The organism is Modestobacter sp. VKM Ac-2985, assembly GCF_026967925.1.
Lineage (GTDB): Bacteria > Actinomycetota > Actinomycetes > Mycobacteriales > Geodermatophilaceae > Modestobacter.
In genome coordinates this window covers 903,550-920,498 of record NZ_JAPVBI010000003.1, presented here as the reverse complement: position 1 = coordinate 920,498, position 16,949 = coordinate 903,550, and the positions used below count along the sequence as shown (strand labels likewise).

Sequence of the window (16,949 nt, the reverse complement as noted above, 5' to 3'; positions counted from 1 at the left end):
GCTCAGCTGCCGGTCGTGGTGGTCGGCGCCCGATGCGCTCCCGGGGAGCTCAGCACCTTCCGTCGTACGGCATCGGTCGCCCGCCAGACGAGCTCCTCCAGCGGACCGCGCAGATGGCTCCGGTTCCAGACCAGGGCGAAGGTCAGCAGCACGGCCACCTGCACGACCAGGTTCAGCACGCCGCGGGGGAACGGTGCGGCGACCAGCAGCAGGTGGACGCTGTAGAGGGTCAGGGTCATGCTGCCGCCGGCGGCCAGCGGGCGCAGCAGCGGCTGCAGGCCCCGGCCGAGCAGCAGGCACGCGCCCAGCACGGCCAGCGCCACCCCGATGGTGAAGGCGAGGTCCAGCGGGCTGCCGCTGTGCGGCGCGGTGGCCACCAGCCACCACGGGCTGTTGGTCGGCGTCGTTCCCGACGGCCCCCAGGTCAGGGTGTCCTGGTAGAGCTCGAAGTCCATGCTCTGCACGGCGTCGAGGCGCAGGGCCTCGCCCCGGCCACCGACGGTCAGCAGCAGCATCGACAGCAGGCTGGACGCCAGGGCGAGCGCCAGGCCGATCAGCGTGATCTGGGAGACGACCCGCCGCGAGGCGAGCACCGCCCGGCCCACGGCCATGCCGGCCAGCAGGTAGGCGATCCAGACCAGGGCGGGGAACACCCCGGTGAGGGTCAGCTGGAGCAGCAGCCCCAGGGGGTCGGTGACCAGGTCGGTCAGCGTCGGGTTGGCCTCGGGAACCGGCGTCAGTTCCAGCCGCAGCGCGTAGCTGACCAGCGGCATGACGAGCGCTGCGATCGCCGCCGCGACCACCAGCCCGCGGGTCGACAGCCGCAGGAACGGGATGGCCAGGGCGAACAGCACCCCGTAGTAGGCCAGGATCACCGCGGCGTCGCCGGTCCCGACGACGTACCCGAGCGCGAGGCCGATCGCCGCGATGATCACGGCCCGGGTGAGCAGGGACAGCGCGGCGGCCCGCCAGGCCAGACCGCGGGGCGGGCGGCGCCGGCCCGTGGAGAAGGCGATGCCGACGCCGGCGAGCAGGGCGAACAGTGCGGAGGCCTTGCCGTTGGAGAGCAACCACGCCAGGGACACGTCGCCGGCGTCGGTGGCCGCGGGGATCAGGTGCACCGACATCATGCCCACGAGCGCGACGCCGCGGGCGGCGTCGATCCCGATCAGCCGTGCGCGCGGGCGCGGGGGCGCTGCCTTCGCCGGGGCGCCCTCGGCCGGGGTGCCGGCGACGTCGCCGGCCGGTGCGGGTGCGCAGCTGTGCGGCAGCCCCGCCACGGTGGGACCGGGCTCTGAGGGCAGTGGGGCCACGATGTTGCGGTGCTCGCTGGTCTGGGACACGGTCACCCTTCCCGGCTGTTCGATGCGGTGCTGAGCTGCCGGCTCTCGGTGGTCGGGTTGTCGACCGCCGGGTTGTCACGGGCAGTGGTGTCGAGCGCCGGGTCGTCCCGGACCGGCAGCGTGCTGGCCGGGGCGCGGCCCACCTTCTGGGCCGGGATGCCGCTCCACGCGGTGCCGGCGGGCAGCACCTCGCCCTTCATGACCAGGGAGAGGTCGGCGATGGTGGCGTCCTCCTCCACGGTGGAGCCGTAGAGGACGACGGACTTGTCCCCGACGCTGGCCCGGTCCCGGATGATGACGTGGTCCATCTTCATCACGCGGTCCTCGAACAGGTGGGTCTGCAGCGAGGCGTTGGTGCCCACGGACACGTCGTCGCCCAGGGTCACCAGGTCGAACTCGGTGAGGTAGGTGGTGTCGATCAGCGTCCGCCGGCCGATCTTCGCCCCGTACAGCCGCAGCAGCGGGCCGAGCAGCGGCGTACCGGTGAGCCAGGTCAGCAGTGCCGGGACGGCAGCCGCCTCGTAGATGCCGGTGACGAACTCGGTGCGGCGCACGAATCCGCTCCACAGCGGCTCCACCCGCGGCTTGTACCGGCCGACGAGGACCCACTTGAGCAGCGCGACCCCCACCACGACGGCGAGGCTGGAGAGCAGTGCGATCAGCGGCGCCACCACGACGGTGACGAGCACGCCCTGGTTCGCCGCGAGCACCGAGGCGCCGTACAGCGTGCCGAACATCGCCAGGGCCAGGATCGAGCTGGGCAGCACGATGCGCAGGAACTCGATGGCATAGCGGGCGCGCACCCGGCGGCGGCTGGGCGTGAAGGTCTCCGCCTCCGTGTACTCCTCGTACATCTCCCGGCGCGGCAGGTTGATCGGCGGGGAGCCGAGCCACGAGCTGTCCGCCGGCACGCCTCCGGTCGGCGGCACGCTCCGGACGCCGATCAGCGAGCCGTCGCCCAGGTGCGAACCCGACGGGATGTAGGCGGCGTTCCCGACGAAGGCGCGGGCACCGACCTCGGTGACCTGGAAGGCCACGTGCCCGTTGGCGTAGGTGGCGCTGCCGACGCTGGCCATGTCCGCCACGAAGCTGCCCTCGCCGAGGGTGAGCAGGTCGGGGTCGATGTTCGCGATGGTGGAGACCTCGGCGCCACGGCCGACCTTGGTCCCCATGGCCCGCAGCCAGATGGAGGTGTACAGCGTCGCGTACATGCTGTTGTTGAGCATCAGGCTCATCTCCAGCAGCTTGTCGCCCAGCCACTTCTCCAGCCCGAGCTTGGAGCGCACGTGGTGGACGCCCGGCGGCGTCTCCGTGAGGGCCAGCCGGCGGCAGCCCAGGATGAGCGCGCACGAGGCAGCCACGAAGACCGGGCCGGAGAGCGCGGTGGCGATGATGGCGGGGACCAGCCCGAAGGTCAGCAGCACCCACCAGACGAGCGCGACCACGGGGAGCAGCACGAAGAAGGGCAGCAGCTCCAGCAGTGTGATGCCGGCGGCGAAGCCGGTCCGCAGCTGACGGGTCCAGGTGGTGGGTGCAGCGGAGCAGCTGGTCATCAACCCGAGGACCGGGTCGGCCGGCTCGGTCGAGGCGCGGGCCGGCGAACCGGCCCAGGTCGCACCGGCGGGGACGATCTCACCGGCGGGCAGCAGCGACTGCTCACGCAGGACGCCCCCGTCCTCGACCGCCGAGCCGGCCTCCAGCAGCGACTGCGAGCCGAGGGTCGCGCGAGCACCCACGGAGACGACGCCGAGGGAGAGGACGCCGTCGGCGACCCGGTGGCCGTGCAGCTGGGTGCCGTAGCCGAGGGTCGCGCCCGGGCCGATGTCCAGCATCGCCGGGAGGCTGATCTCCGACGTGCCGATGTGGCAGTCGTCGTCGATCCGTGCGCCGGCCAGGCGCAGGTAGGTGGCCGCCCACGGGGATCCGCTCAGGACCGTCAGCGGGGAGATCACCATCAGCTTCTGCACGGTCCAGACCCGCAGGTGGGTCCAGCCCCACAGCGGGTGGTCACCGGGCTGCAGTCCCCGGGACAGCAGCCGCGAGCCGACCACCGGGAGCACCCAGCGGACGACGAGGAAGAACGCCGGCAGGGCGAAGGCCAGCTGGACGACCAGGGCGGTCGAGGGCTCCCCGTCGTTCAGCGCGTAGACCAGCGCGGCCGGGAACAGGAACAGCAGGACGATGCCGTAGAAGGTGGCGAACTGGGCCGACCCGAAGGCGGTCACCCGGCGGCGGGAGGACTGCACCGGGCGGCGCAGGTGCGGCTCGGCGGCTGCGTCCCCGGACCGGGCGTCGTCCTCCAGGTGCGCGGCGAGGGACCGGACCGTCGGGTGCCGGTAGAGCTCGAGGATGGACAACCCGGCACCCAGGTCGCTGGAGCGCATCGTGGAGATGATCCGTGCGGCGAGCAGCGAGTGGCCACCCAGCGCGTCGAAGAAGTTGGCCTCGACCGACACCGACTCGCCGGGCAGGCCGAACGCCTCCTCCCAGATCCCGGCCACCCAGGCCTCGACGGGGGTGTCCGGCGGCACGTAGGCCCCGGTGTCCCGCATCAGGCGCGGGCCCTGCGGGTCGGGCAGCGCCTTCCGGTCGGCCTTTCCGCTGGGCAGCATGGGGATGGTGGAGACGACGTCGAGGAAGGCCGGGACCATGTAGGGCGGCAGCTGCTCCAGGAGCAGGTCGTGCAGCTCGGACACGAGGTCCGTGGCGTCGTCCCCGGGGCGGGGGATGACGTAGGCGGCGAGCTCTCCACCGCTCTCCGGCGCGGGCAGCAGCGTGACGACCGCGGCCGTGACCCGGTCGTGCTGCAGGAGCATGCCCTCGATCTCCTGGAGGTCGACACGGTGGCCGCGGACCTTCACCTCGCTGTCGGCGCGGCCGAGGTACTCCAGCTCGCCGTCGGGGAGGAAGCGCCCCAGGTCGCCGGTGCGGTACAGCCGCTCACCGGGGTAGCCGTGCGGGTCGGGGAGGAAGCGGTCGGCCGTGAGGTCGGGGCGGTTGACGTACCCGAGGGCGACCCCCGGGCCGCCGACGCAGATCTCGCCGATCTCACCGTTGCCGACCGGCCGACGCTCGTCGTCCAGCAGGGTGACGCGGTAGGTCGGCAGCGGCCGCCCGATCGTCACCGGCTTGCCGGGGTAGAGCTCGGCCATCGTGCAGGTGACGGTGGTCTCCGTCGGGCCGTAGGTGTTCAGGATGCGGCGACCGGGGCCCCAACGGTCGACGAGCTCCCGCGGGCAGGCCTCGCCGCCGACGTTCACCGTGCGGATCAGCGGGAGGGTGCGGTCCAGCGTGGCGAGCACGGTGGGGACGCAGTAGATCATCGTGATCTCCTGCTCGGCCAGGAAGTCGGCCAGCCCCGAGCCCACCCGACGCCCGTCCGTGGGACCGGCGACGAGGGTCGCGCCCACGGCCCAGGTCGGCCAGATCTCCTCGATGGAGAAGTCGAAGGCGATCGTCATGCCCTGGTAGACCCGGTCGGTCGACTCGACGCCGTACAGGACCGGCACGATGCCGATGAAGTTGCAGATGCTCGACTGGGCGATCTCCACGCCCTTGGGGCGGCCACTGGAGCCCGAGGTGTAGATGATGTAGCAGACCGGGTCGCCGCCGGTCTCCAGCTCAGGGCGCCAGCTCGGGGCGGCCGCGAGGTCGCCGCCCAGCTCGTCCAGGAAGAGCGGCGGGCAGGGGAGCCCGCTGCAGGTCGCGGCGAACGAGGTGGTGGTGACCACCAGCGCGAGGTCGGAGTCCTCGGCCTGGTACTGCACGCGGTCCGCCGGGGCCGACGGGTCGATCGGGACGAAGGTCGCCTCCGTCTTCGTCACCGCGAGCAGGGCGACGTAGGTGTTCACCGAGCGGTCCAGCAGGATCCCGACCCGGGCCCCGGCCCGGATGCCGAGCCCCAGCAGGTGGTGGGCCAGGCGGTTGGCCCGCTGGTCGAGGTCGGTGTAGCTCAGCCGCTCGCCGTCGCACTCGAGCGCCGTCGCCGAGGGGTGCTCGTCGCACGTCCGCTCGAAGTACTGGGACAGCCGGGTGGTCTCCTGCTGCGGTCGAGGCGGAGTGCCCGCGACGTTCTGGGAGAACGAGAAGCGTCGGGCGGCGGAGTCGACTCCCGCGTTCCTGGGGGTGGTGAAGCCCGGGATGAAGTCCTGGCTCTCGCTCTCCGTCGACATGAACTCGCTCTCACAGTTGACAATCCGGAATCACGACCGACGCTAAGGAGAAACAAGAGGTCATGCCACCCGTTCTGGGTGAACTCACAGTTCTTTGTTCAACTTTCACGCAACGTGTTCGAATAGATGCGCTCCGTCGAGGAATGCTCAAACGCGAAGGCGCAAACAAATTCCTTTTGCGGTCGACCGACTCCGGTGAGTGAGGGGTTGTGCGGGCAGCGCTGGCGGGGGGATCGGAGGCTGGGATGGTGCGCACGGGCCTGCGTCGAGCGCCGTTGGTCGTGGTGGCCAGCCCGGACGAGGTGCTCGCCGGCGCCGACGTCGGCCTGCTCGGCGCGGCCGAACGGGCGCGCAGCGCCGCGCTGCAGGACCCCGCGGACCGGGCCGCCTACGTCGCCGCGCACCTGCTCGTGCGCCGGTGCGCTGCGGCGCTGACCGGACGGCCCCTCACCGACCTGGCGGTGCACCAGTGGTGCACCGACTGCAGGACGGCGGGGCACGGGCGCCCGTCCCTGGTCGACCTCCCCGACGTGCACGTCAGCTGGTCCCACAGTCGGGGTGCGGTGGTCGCCGCCGCCGCCTGGCGCCCGGTGGGCGTGGACGTCGAGGAGTTCCCGGCGGAGGGTCAGGCAGCCGGACGGTTCCCCGGGCTGGCCCCGGCCGAGCAGCAACAGGTGCGGTCGGCGGTGGACGCGCCGCTGCTCGCCCTCCGGCACTGGGCGCGCAAGGAGTGCCTGGTGAAGACCGGGACGACGACGCTGGCCGGGATGGGACGGGTCGACCTGTCCCGGCTGACCGAGCGCCGCGACCGGGCCGGGCGGGCGGTGAGCCGGTACCGCGGGCTGTACCTCACCGACTGGTGCGACCCGGCGCGAGAGGTGCTGGTCGCGGTCGCCGGTGCGGCTGCACCTGTCGTCCGCGCGCTGGCCGACGTGGCCGCCGCTGGAGCCCCGGTCGGGCGCTGAGTGAACAGGAACACAATTCTCCGACCATTTCGCTCACCATCTGTGAGTGGTCCCTGACGCAATTGCGCGGACAGTCCGCGTGTCGACAGAATGGCCCGTCTCCCGGTGCGGCGCAGTCCGTGAGCCAACATGATCGTTCAGAGGTCCGTGATCTGTTCGGCCGCCCGGCGCCTGCGCCGCGCCCGAGCCGCCGCCCCACCGACGACGTCCGGTCATCTACGACGTCCGGTCATCTACCCAGAGGAAGTGTGTGTGCGCAGGCGAATCGCCTTGTTGGCCCTCCTGATCACCGGGGCGCTGCCCACCGGGATCGCGATGGCGGAGCAGCCGGTCGCCGTCGACGCGCCGATCACCGACGAGGCCGGTGTGCTCGGGGCGGGCGCAGCCGCGGCCGAGGACGCCGTGGCCGAACTGCGGTCCCAGACCGGCATCGTCCTGTCCACCGTCTTCGTCCCCTCCTTCGACGGCGAGGAGGACGACGCCGACTGGGCCGAGCTGACCGCGACGGAGTCCGAGCTCGGGGCCGAGGAGGTGCTGCTGGCCGTCGCGACGGACGCAGCCGAGTACGAGTGGTGGGTCGGGGACGAGTCGACGCTGCAGCCGGACGCTGTCCGGACCCTGATGAGCGAGGACGTGGAACCGGCGATCGTCGAGGGGGACTGGTCCGGCGCGGTGGTGGCGCTGGCCGACGGCCTCCAGTCCACCGATGTCGTCGACCCGGCCATGCCGTCGTGGTCGTCGACGAGGACGGCCGTGGTCGTGGTCGTCCTCGTCGGCGTGCTGACCGCCTTCTACCTCGTCTCCCGGCGCGGCTCCCCGGAGGACCAGGAGTCCGACGCCACACCGGCCCGGCAGCGCTGACCGGTCGGGTCGTCGCTCAGCTCACGTAGCGGCGGGCGGTGGAGCTGCGCTGGGCGCGCTCCAGGGCGGCGAACCGCGCCTCCGCGTGCGGGGGGAGCACCCGTCGCTCGCGCAGCACCCAGGGCAGCCCGCGGGCGGCGGCGAGCAGCCCCCGGGCGGTGACCCGATCGCGCGGGACGGTGCGCAGCAGGTGCACGGTGCGTCGCAGCGCGGGCCGGAGGGGGCGGCGCAGCCACGTCGTCCACAAGGTGTTGCGGATGCCGTCCTGCCTCCGCTTGTGCGGGTCCCGGGCCGTGCTGGCCTGGTGGTGGATGCTGATCGTGGGCAGGTAGCAGAGCTCCCAGCCGGCCGCGGCCAGGTCGCCGGCCATCAGCTCCTCCTCCCCACCCAGCCACAGCCGCTCGGAGAAGCCGCCGACCTCGGTGAACGCCTCCCGCCGCAGCACGCTGGCACCGGCCAGGAAGCTGCCCAGCGCCGGCCCGGGCAGCCAGTCGGCGCCGACGACCGGGGAGTCACGCAGCTCGGCGACGATCGGGTCCTCGACGCCGCCGGGCTCGACCAGGATCCGGGCGGTGACGACGGCCAGCCGGGGGTGGGCGTCGAGCGCGTCGGCGGCGGTGCGCAGTGAACCCGGGTCCCACCAGGTGTCGTCGTCGCAGAAGGCGACGTAGGGGGTGTCCAGCCGGGCCACGCCCAGGTTGCGGCCGACCGCGCCCAGGTTCTCCGGGCTGGCGATCAGGTCGACCCACGGGTGCCGGGTGCGGACCGCCTCGGCGGTGCCGTCGGCCGAGCCGTTGTCCACGACGACCACCCGCGGCTGCTCGGGCAGCTCCCGCAGCCGGGACAGCGCCAGCAGCAGCTCGTCCCGGCGGTCGTGGGTGATGACGACGACGGCGACGCGGGGGTCGGGACCACCGGCTCCGGCAGCAGATCCGCTCGTCATGCCGCGAGCTCCCGGACCCCGGCCATCACGTGCCGGGGGAGCACGCGCCGGTTCCGCAGGGCGGCGGGGACCCGGGGGACCGCCCCGGCGAGCCCGCGCCAGCCCGGGCGCCCGGCGCGCACGACCCGGACCAGCTGGCCGGCGACGTCGCGCAGCGGGTAGCGCATCAGCGCGGTGAGCACGCGACTGCGCCAGATGCCCGCCTGCCGGGCGCTGCTGGGCTCCCGGTGGGGGGAGGGGTGGTGGTGCACGGTGACCTCGTCGACGTAGGCCAGGCCCCAGCCGGCCGCCGCCAGGTCCAGGGCCAGCCGCTCCTCCTCGCCGGGGAAGCGCACGACCCGGTCGAAGCCGCCGACGGCGGTGAACGCCTCGGTGCGCACCAGCGCGGCGCAGGCGACGAACCCGAGCAGCGACGGGCCCGGCAGGTCGGGCTCGGTGCCCAGCGGGCTGTCGGCCATCTCGGTGCAGACGGGGTCGAGCTCCTCGGCGGAGCCCACCAGGATCCGGGCGGCCAGCAGCCCCAGCCGCGGGTGCGCACGCATGATCTCCACCCCGCGCGCCAGGTCGCCCGGCGCCCACCAGGAGTCGTCGTCGGTGAACGCCACGAACGGCGTGCCCGCGCGGGCGACGCCGACGGTGCGGGCGACGGCGCCGGTGTTGCGGTCCAGGGCGACGACGGTGACCTCCGGGTGGGCGGCCCGGACCGCGGCCACCGTGTCGTCGGTGGAGGCGTTGTCGACCAGCACCACCGGGGCCTCGTGTCGGGGGAGGCTGGCCAGCAGGTCGTCGCGGCGGTTGCGGCTGGCCACCACGCAGGTCACCGCGGAGGCATCGCTGCTGAGGTCTGTGGGCACCCGGTGATCGTGCCCGACCGGGCGGGGCGTCAACCCAGCGCCTCCGTCACGGACCGGTCCAGCGCAGCCGGGTCGGCGAACAGCGCGGCGGCCGGGCCGGTGCCGGCGACGGCGTCCGCAGCCAGCACCACGGCCGCCGCCGTCCAGGTGGTTCGCTCGACCGGCCAGCGGGCGTCGTCGGCGTACACCAGGCCGGTCCAGTACGAGCCGTCCTCGGCCCGTAGGTGCTGCATGGCGGCCAGCTGCTCGATCGCGTCATCCGGCCGGCCGGCCGCGGCGAGCGCCAGCGCCAGCTCGCAGGTCTCCGCGCCGGTCACCCACGGCCGGTCGGCGACGCACCGCACCCCCAGCCCGGGGACGACGAAGGTGTCCCAGCCTGCGGCCAGTCGCACCTCGGCCGCCGCACCGGTGAGCGCACCGGCCAGCACCGGGTAGTACCAGTCCATCGAGTACCGCGACCGGTCCGCGAAGGCCTCGGGCCGGTCGCGCAGCGCCCGGCCGAGATCGGCGGCGGCCAGCTCCCAGTCCGGCTGGGCCGAACCGACCAGGTCGGCCAGGGCGATCCCGGCACGCAGCGCCTGGAACAGGCTCGCGTTCCCGGTGACCAGCGCTGTGTCGTCGGGCGTGCCGTCCGGACGCAGCGCCCAGCCGATCGCCCCGCCGGCCAGCTGCATCGTCGTCACGAGGTCCAGCGCCCGGCGCACGGTGGGCCACAGCCGGTCGACCAGCCCGGCGTCGCCGGTGCTCAGCCAGCTGTGCCAGACGCCCACCGCGAGGTAGCCGGCGTGGTTGCTCTCCGTCCCCGGGGCCGTGGCGGCGCCGTCCCGGTACTCCACGGCCCAGGAGCCGTCGGTGCGCTGCCGCCCGGCCAGCCAGGCGTAGGCGGCGACCGCGCGGTCGTGCTCCCCGCCGACGTCCAGCGCCATCGCCGCCTCGACCGAGTCCCAGGCGTCCAGCTGGCCACCGCGGAACCAGGGCAGGGCGCCGTCGGCGGACTGCTCGGCGGCGATCGCCGCGACGGTCTGGCGCAGCTGGTCGGCGGTGAGCACGCCGGGGACCTCGGGCAGCGCCAGTGCGGACTCAGGCACTCGCGAGCGCCCCGTCGGCGGCGGCCGTCCCACCGGCGGTGGGCGCCGGCTTGTCGGCGTAGAGGACCAGGCTCTTGCCGAGCAGGGGGTCCAGCAGCCGCTCGGCGGTGCGGGTCAGCCACGGGCGGTGCACCAGGTCCCAGACGAGCAGCCGGTGGTAGGCGCGGACGAGCGCGGTGTCCCGGTCGACGCCGACCGCGCACTTGAGCCACCAGAACGGGGCGTGCAGGGCGTGGGCGTGGTGGGTGTCGGTCGGTCGCAGCCCGGCCGCGGCGAGCCGTTCCCACAGCTGGTCACCCCGGTAGATGCGGATGTGACCGCCCTCGTTGGCGTGATAGCTGTCCGAGAGCGCCCAGCAGATCCGCTCGGGGCCGTACCGGGGCACGCTGACCGCCACCCGACCGCCGGGCTTGAGCACCCGGGCGATCTCGGCCAGGGCGGTGCGGTCGTCGACGATGTGCTCGAGCACCTCGGAGGCGATCACGCGGTCGACGCTCGCATCGGGCACCGGCAGGGCACGGAGGTCACCGCGGGCCACACCGGCCGACGCACCCGCCGGTGCCTCGCCGGCGGCGGCGATCGCACCCAGCCACTCGGCGGTGGTGGCCACCTCCTGCTGCCCCCAGTCGACCGCGAGCACCGAGGCCCCTCGCCGGTAGGCCTCGAACGCGTGCCGGCCCTCGCCGCACCCCAGGTCCAGGACCCGCATGCCCGGCCGGACGTCGAGCAGGTCGTAGTCGACCGTCAGCACCGGCCGCTCCCCTTGTCGGTGGCCGCCCGTCGGTCCAGCACCTCGCCGTACCACTCGGCCGTGCGCTCGGCGGTGCGTCGCCAGGTGTAGGAGCCGAGCACCCGGGCCCGCCCCGCCCGGCCCAGCTGGTCCCGCAGCGACGGGTGGTCCAGGACCAGCCGCAGCGCCTCGGCCAGGCGGCCGACGTCTCCCGCGGGCACCTGCACCCCGGCGTGCGAGCCGACGACCTCCGGCAGCGCACCCGCGTCGGTCGTGACCAGCGGCGTGCCGCAGGCCATCGCCTCCACCGCCGGGAGCGAGAACCCCTCGTACAGCGACGGGACGGCGACCACGGTGGCGGTCTGCAGCAGCCTGACCAGCTCCTCGGTCGGGATCGAGCCGGTGAAGTGGACGGCGTCGGCCAGGCTCAGCCGGTCCATCGCCTCGGCCGCGGGACCCCCGGGCCGGGCCGTGCCCACCACGGTGAGCCGCACGTCCTGTTCCGTGCGGAGCTTGGCCAGCGCCTCCAGCAGGTGGACCAGGCCCTTCAGCGGGACGTCGGCGCTGGTCGTCACCACGATCCGGGCCGTCTCCCGGGCGGTCGGCTCCGCCGGCGGCCGGAACACCTCCGGGTCGATGCCGACCGGGATGACCTCGACGCCGGCAGCCGGGACGCCCATGTGCCGGGTGATGTCCCGGCGGGAGCTGTCGGAGACCGTGGTCAGGCCGTCGAGCCGCTGCGCGACCCGGGCCTGCATGCTGGTGAAGCCGTACCAGCGACGCAGCGTCAGCCGGCGGCGCAGCCCGGTCGCCGCGGCGAGCTCGAGGTCGCGGTCGATGGCGACCGGGTGGTGCACCGTGGCGACGGTGGGCAGCCCCCGGCGGCGCAGCTGGAGCAGCCCGTAGCCCAGCGACTGGTTGTCGTGCACCAGGTCGAACTCCGTGGCGCGGCGTCCCAGGAGCCGCGCGGCACGCAGGCTGAAGGTCAGCGGCTCGGGGAAGCCCGCGGTGCACATGGCCAGCCACTCGGCCACGTCGATCGGGCTGGTGAACTCGCTGGGCCGGGGCGTCCGGAAGGGGTCGGGTTCCCGGTAGAGGTCCAGGCTGGGCACCCGGGTCAGCGGCACGCCGTCGGTCAGCTCGGGATAGGGCTGCCCGCTGAGCACCTCGACCCGGTGCCCGAGCTCGTGCAGCTCCCGGGACAGGGCCCGGACGTAGACGCCCTGGCCGCCGCTGTGCGGCTTGCTGCGGTAGGACAGCAGTGCAACCCGCAACGACCGTCCCATGACCGGACTCTAACGAGGGCCCCTGGGCTGGCCGCTGCCCGGACCAGCCTGGCAGGGTGCGCTCATGCTGCGCCACGTCGTGCTGTTCACCTGGACCGAGGACACCTCTCCGCAGACCCGGGAGGCGACCCTGGCCGCCCTGCGTCGCCTGCCGCAGGAGGTCGGCGGCATGACGTCGTTCGCCGTGGGCCCGGACGCCGGGCTGGTCGATGGCAACGCCCACGCCGCCCTGGTGGCCGACTTCCCCGACGTGGAGGCGTTCCGCGCGTACGCCGCCGACCCCCGGCACCTCGCGGTCATCGCCGAGCACGTGAGGCCGAACCTGGCCAGCCGGTCGGCGGTCCAGTACGAGGTCTGAGCCCTGCGGGCGAGCCATCCGGGTGCGCTGCATGCCCGGAGGGTGCCGCGGAGGGTGCACGTCCGGCCGGTCGCCGTCCACAGCGACCACCGTCGTCCACAACCTCGGTCCCGCGGCTCTCGACCGGGGCCGGGCCCCCCAGGGTCGAGCCCATGGCCGACCAACAGCAGCCCCTGACCGTCCGCCTCTCCGAGCCCGGGGAGGTGGTCGCGGCGCTGCCGCACCTGCTCGGCTTCCGGCCGCGTGAGTCGCTGGTCCTGGTGAGCCTGCGCGGGCCGCGGGGCAGGCGACTGGGGCTCACCGCCCGCGTCGACCTGCCGGCGCCCGAGCACCGCAGGCAGGTCGTCTCCGGCCTGGTGCGCTCGCTGCTCACCGACGGGCCGGAGGCGGCGTTGCTGGTGGTCGTCTCCGAGGCCGCGGACGAGCCCGCCGTGCCGATCGGCGCACCCGACACCCCGCCCCTGGACGCCGCGCAGCTGGACCTGGCCCACCGGGACCTCACGCACGAGGTGGTGCTCGCGCTGGACGCCGTGGGGGTACCCCTCCGGGAGGCGCTCCTGGTCCGCCGGGACCGCTGGTGGTCCTACGACTGCACTGCCGCGTGCTGCGCACCGGAGGCGGGCACCCCGTTGCCGGCCGGGACGAGTGAGCTGGCTGCGGCGAGCGTGGTCGACGGGCAGGTGGTGGAGGACGAGCGCGCCGCGCTGGCCCGGCGGATCGCACCGGTCGGCTTCCTGGCGGCGGAGGCGATGGCCCGGGCCTGCGACGAGGTGGGCGACGCGCTGGCCCGGCGCACGGCGGAGCTGGGCTGGGACGTCCTGGTCGAGGAGGGCTGGGCGGCGGTGCGGGCGGCGGTCGAGGCCACCGGCCCCGAGGCCGGGGGTGGGCGGCTGTCCGATCGGGAGGTGGCCCGGTTGGCGTGGGGCCTGCGCGACCACGACCTGCGGGACCGGGCCCTCACCCTCGCGCTGGGGGAGTCGGCAGCCGCCGCCGAGGTGGTGTGGACCGAGTTGACCCGTCGGTCACCGGCGCCGCTGGACGCGGCGCCGGCGACCCTGCTGGCGGTCAGCGCGTGGGTGCGCGGGGACGGGGCGCTGGCCAACGTCGCCCTGGAACGAGCCCTGCACAGCGAGCCGAGCTACACCTTCGCCGGGCTGCTGCGCTCGGCCCTGGACGCCTGCCTGAGCCCGACGGAGATGCGCCGGCTGATCCGGCAGGCGACCGGCTCGCTCGACGCCCGGTGGTGACGCGGCGGACCGGTCGAGCGGCCTCAGACCAGCTCGGGGCGCCGCCACTCCTCGCCCAGCACGTGCTCGGCCAGGAAGGCGAGCACGGTCTCGTACCAGACCGCCGCGTTCCCCGGCGTGAGCACCCAGTGGTTCTCGTCCGGGAAGTACAGGAACTTCGACGGGACCCCACGCTTCTGCAGGTCGTACCAGAGCCGCAGCCCCTCGCCGATCGGCACCCGGTAGTCCTTGTCGCCGTGGATGACCAGCATCGGCGTCCGGATCGCGTCGGCGTAGCGGTGCGGGGAGTTCTGCTCGTACCGCTTCGGCTCGGTCAGCGGGTCACCGAACTCCTTCTCCCAGTAGTACGAGGCGTCGGTCGCCCCCGTGAACGCGTCGAGGTGCCACAGGCTGGCGTGGGTGACGATCGCCCGGAAGCGGTCGGTCTGGGTGGCGATCCAGTTGGCCATGTAGCCGCCGAACGAGCCGCCCATCGCCGCCGTCCGGGTCCCGTCGACCTCCGGGAGCGCCTCCGCGGCGTCCACCGCCGCCATCAGGTCGGTGTAGGGGGCGTCGCCCCACTCACCCCAGCCGCGGCGGACGAAGTCCTGGCCGAACCCCTGCGACAACGCCGGGTTGGGCAGCAGCACGGCGTACCCCCGGGCGGCCAGCACCCACGGCGTCCAGCGCCAGGACCAGGAGTTCCAGCTCATCAGCGGTCCGCCGTGCACCCACAGCACCAGCGGCGCCGGGCTGGCCGCATCGGCGCCCTCGGGGAGCACCAACCAGGACTGGACCCGGGTGCCGTCGGAGGCGGTGGCGTCCACTTCGCGCAGCGTCCCGGGGAAGCTGCTGATCGTGCCGGGGTTGGGCAACGCAGCCGGGTCCTGCCCGGGCGCCTGCGGGTCCAGGCGCACCGGCACCGGCGGGGTGTCGTACCCGGAGCGCAGCGCGTACAGCGCGCTGCCGTCCCGGGCGACCTGCAGGTCGCTGTAGGCGCCCTGGTCGGTCAGTCGCACCGGGGCGTTCTCCTCCGGCTCGTTGCCGTCCAGCGCCACCCGGAAGACGGCGTGCCGGCCGTCGTCGTCGGCCAGGAAGTACACGGCCGTGCCGTCGGCGGAGAACTGCGGCGCGCTCGGCCAGCGGTCGAACCCGGAGGTCAGCTCGCGGGTCTCGGCGGTGGCGACGTCGACCAGCAGCAGCGTGTGGTCCGGCGGCTCGGCGTAGGTGGAGGCGGACTCGCGCGCGCAGACCACCCGCCCGGAGTCGGGGGAGAACCGGGGCGCGGAGACGTCGGCCTGCGGGTCGTCGACGAGGACCCGGGTCTCCCCGGTCGCCACCTCGATGAGCAGCAGCCGCGACCGCCGTCCGGCCGGGCCGTCGGGCACCTCCTCGCTGCGCGCCACGAACCGGCCGTCGGGGGAGACGGCCAGGTCGGTGCCCGAGCCCAGCGGCGGTCCGGCGTCCGGGGTCAGGTCCCGCCACTGCGGTGTGCTCGCCGACGCGCCCGCGGGGTCGTCCGCCGGCAGCGCGCCGATCCAGAACACGTGCGGCACCGCAGGACCCAGGTCGTGGTCCCAGTAGCGCACCGGGTAGCTCTCGTGCAGCAGCGCGCTGACCCCGGCGTCCTTGCGTCGCGTGCGGAGCTCCTCGTCGGCCTCGGCGTCCGCGGCACCGGGCATCGTGCTGGCGACGACGACCACGTCCCCGGTGTCCGCGGCCACGGCGACGCCGGACACGCCGGAGCTCCGCTTCAGGACCAGCCGGGCCTCGCCACCGTCGGCCGGCAGCGCCCACAGCGCCGGCTTCGGGTCGCCGCCGCCCTCGGTCGCGGCAGGGTCTTGCCGGGTCGAGGTGAACAGCAGGTCGCCGGCGGGGGTGAACACCGGCCCGGACTCACCGGTCGCGCCGCGGGTCAGCCGGTGGGCGACCCGCTGCCCGGCGGGGTCGACCTCCCAGAGCGCGGACTGCCACTTCTTGCCCTCGGCGTCCAGCGTGGCCACCGAGGTGACCAGCCGGCGGCCGTCGGGGGAGAGGGCCAGGCCGCTGAGCCGGGGGAGGGCGATGAAGTCCGCGATCCGGTGGAACGGGCTGGGCGGGGTGTCGTCGCTCTGCTCGACGGGAGCTGCGGTGTCGCTCACCGGGGGCCTTCTCTCTGCGCGTCCGGACGGGGCGCACCGCAGCCTAGTGAGCTGCCCGCGCGAGGTCCTGAGCCCGGCGAAGGACCCCGTGCCGAGCCCGGGACGACGAGAGCCGCGACCCCGGGACGGGGCCGCGGCTCACGAGCGCGCGGTGGGGCAGTGAGGTCAGACGCCGGCGGTGGCCTCGGTGACCTCGGCTGCCTCGGCCGGGGACAGCTCCTCCTCCACCGCGCTGACGAACACGTGCTGGGCGACACCGGGCTGCAGGGCGACCCCGTCGACCAGCACGGTGCCGTTGGCCAGCGTGGCGGTGACCGTGGAGCCTGGCCGCACGCCCAGGTCCGCCAGCGAGCGCAGCAGCGGTGCGTCCTCCTGCAGCTGCTCGCTGATCCGCCGCACGACGACCTGCCGGCCCTCGGGGGTCGCACTGCTCGAGAGCAGGGTCAGCGCGTCCAGGACCGCCGAGGTGTCGCCACCCAGTGCGTCCAGGCCGGGGATCGGGTTGCCGAACGGCGAGACCGTGGGGTTGCCGAGCAGGCTGAGCAGCTTGCGCTCCACCGCCTCGCTCATCACGTGCTCCCAGCGGCAGGCCTCCTCGTGGACGTCGGCGTAGTCCAGGCCGATCACGTCCACGAGCAGGCACTCGGCCAGCCGGTGCTTGCGCATCACGGCCGTGGCGAGCTCACGGCCTTCGTCGGAGAGCTGGAGGTGCCGGTCGCCCTGGACCGAGAGGAGCCCGTCCCGCTCCATCCGGGCCACCGTCTGGCTCACGGTCGGTCCGCTCTGGTGCAGGCGCTCGGCGATCCGGGCCCGCAGCGGGACGATCCCCTCTTCCTCCAGCTCGAAGATGGTCCGGAGGTACATCTCCGTGGTGTCGATGAGGTCGTTCACGTCCACTCCTCCGTCAGGTTCGACCGATCTTACGAGGCGGGAGCCACTCGACGGGTGGATCTGCGCCGGGACGGGTCCGGCGGGCGCGCTG

At 74.1% G+C, this 16,949-nt stretch carries 13 protein-coding genes; 4 read left to right on the top strand and 9 right to left on the bottom strand.

What is annotated here, in order from left to right; all coding sequences use genetic code 11:
* Nucleotides 1-2: 2 nt before the first annotated feature.
* Nucleotides 3-1,349, bottom strand: coding sequence for a heparan-alpha-glucosaminide N-acetyltransferase domain-containing protein (locus O2V61_RS20355; protein ID WP_269185085.1), 1,347 nt, complete (start codon nt 1,347-1,349; stop codon nt 3-5).
* On the bottom strand, nt 1,346-5,515 hold the full coding sequence (locus O2V61_RS20350; protein ID WP_269185084.1) for a Pls/PosA family non-ribosomal peptide synthetase: 4,170 nt from the start codon (nt 5,513-5,515) through the stop codon (nt 1,346-1,348). Before O2V61_RS20350 ends, O2V61_RS20355 begins: the two co-directional genes overlap by 4 nt.
* A gap of 245 nt (nt 5,516-5,760) precedes the next feature.
* Here O2V61_RS20350 and O2V61_RS20345 point away from each other — a divergent pair, with 245 nt between their 5' ends.
* The gene (locus tag O2V61_RS20345) at nt 5,761-6,480 is read left to right on the top strand and encodes a 4'-phosphopantetheinyl transferase family protein (protein ID WP_269185083.1); all 720 of its coding nucleotides are present in this window, start codon (nt 5,761-5,763) and stop codon (nt 6,478-6,480) included.
* A 270-nt stretch (nt 6,481-6,750) separates the two neighbouring features.
* Complete coding sequence (locus O2V61_RS20340; RefSeq protein WP_269185082.1) at nt 6,751-7,341, top strand: TPM domain-containing protein; 591 nt, start codon at nt 6,751-6,753, stop codon at nt 7,339-7,341.
* A 16-nt stretch (nt 7,342-7,357) separates the two neighbouring features.
* Here O2V61_RS20340 and O2V61_RS20335 read toward each other — a convergent pair whose 3' ends face one another.
* From O2V61_RS20335 to O2V61_RS20315, 5 genes are read right to left on the bottom strand one after another with little or no spacing between them, the layout of a single operon-like run.
* Nucleotides 7,358-8,284 (bottom strand): glycosyltransferase family 2 protein, encoded by a 927-nt coding sequence (locus tag O2V61_RS20335; protein WP_269185081.1) that lies wholly within the window; start codon nt 8,282-8,284, stop codon nt 7,358-7,360.
* Nucleotides 8,281-9,138: a glycosyltransferase family 2 protein gene (locus O2V61_RS20330; RefSeq protein ID WP_269185080.1), complete on the bottom strand. Its 858-nt coding sequence runs from the start codon at nt 9,136-9,138 to the stop codon at nt 8,281-8,283. Before O2V61_RS20330 ends, O2V61_RS20335 begins: the two co-directional genes overlap by 4 nt.
* A gap of 29 nt (nt 9,139-9,167) precedes the next feature.
* Nucleotides 9,168-10,226, bottom strand: coding sequence for a prenyltransferase (locus O2V61_RS20325; protein WP_269185079.1), 1,059 nt, complete (start codon nt 10,224-10,226; stop codon nt 9,168-9,170).
* On the bottom strand, nt 10,219-10,977 hold the full coding sequence (locus O2V61_RS20320; RefSeq protein WP_269185078.1) for a class I SAM-dependent methyltransferase: 759 nt from the start codon (nt 10,975-10,977) through the stop codon (nt 10,219-10,221). Before O2V61_RS20320 ends, O2V61_RS20325 begins: the two co-directional genes overlap by 8 nt.
* On the bottom strand, nt 10,971-12,242 hold the full coding sequence (locus O2V61_RS20315) for a glycosyltransferase family 4 protein (RefSeq protein WP_269185077.1): 1,272 nt from the start codon (nt 12,240-12,242) through the stop codon (nt 10,971-10,973). Before O2V61_RS20315 ends, O2V61_RS20320 begins: the two co-directional genes overlap by 7 nt.
* A 64-nt stretch (nt 12,243-12,306) precedes the next feature.
* Here O2V61_RS20315 and O2V61_RS20310 point away from each other — a divergent pair, with 64 nt between their 5' ends.
* Nucleotides 12,307-12,600 carry a Dabb family protein gene (locus tag O2V61_RS20310; protein WP_269185076.1) on the top strand — a complete coding sequence of 98 codons (294 nt, stop codon included), beginning with the start codon at nt 12,307-12,309 and terminating at the stop codon, nt 12,598-12,600.
* A 152-nt stretch (nt 12,601-12,752) separates the two neighbouring features.
* Nucleotides 12,753-13,847 carry a DUF4192 domain-containing protein gene (locus O2V61_RS20305; protein ID WP_269185075.1) on the top strand — a complete coding sequence of 365 codons (1,095 nt, stop codon included), beginning with the start codon at nt 12,753-12,755 and terminating at the stop codon, nt 13,845-13,847.
* Nucleotides 13,848-13,870: 23 nt separating this feature from the next.
* Here O2V61_RS20305 and O2V61_RS20300 read toward each other — a convergent pair whose 3' ends face one another.
* Together O2V61_RS20300 and O2V61_RS20295 are read right to left on the bottom strand one after the other, a co-directional pair.
* Entirely contained in the window at nt 13,871-15,967 is a 2,097-nt protein-coding gene (locus tag O2V61_RS20300) for a S9 family peptidase (protein ID WP_269185074.1), read from the bottom strand.
* A gap of 165 nt (nt 15,968-16,132) precedes the next feature.
* On the bottom strand, nt 16,133-16,858 hold the full coding sequence (locus O2V61_RS20295) for a metal-dependent transcriptional regulator (RefSeq protein WP_269185073.1): 726 nt from the start codon (nt 16,856-16,858) through the stop codon (nt 16,133-16,135).
* Between the last annotated feature and the right edge of the window lie 91 nt (nt 16,859-16,949).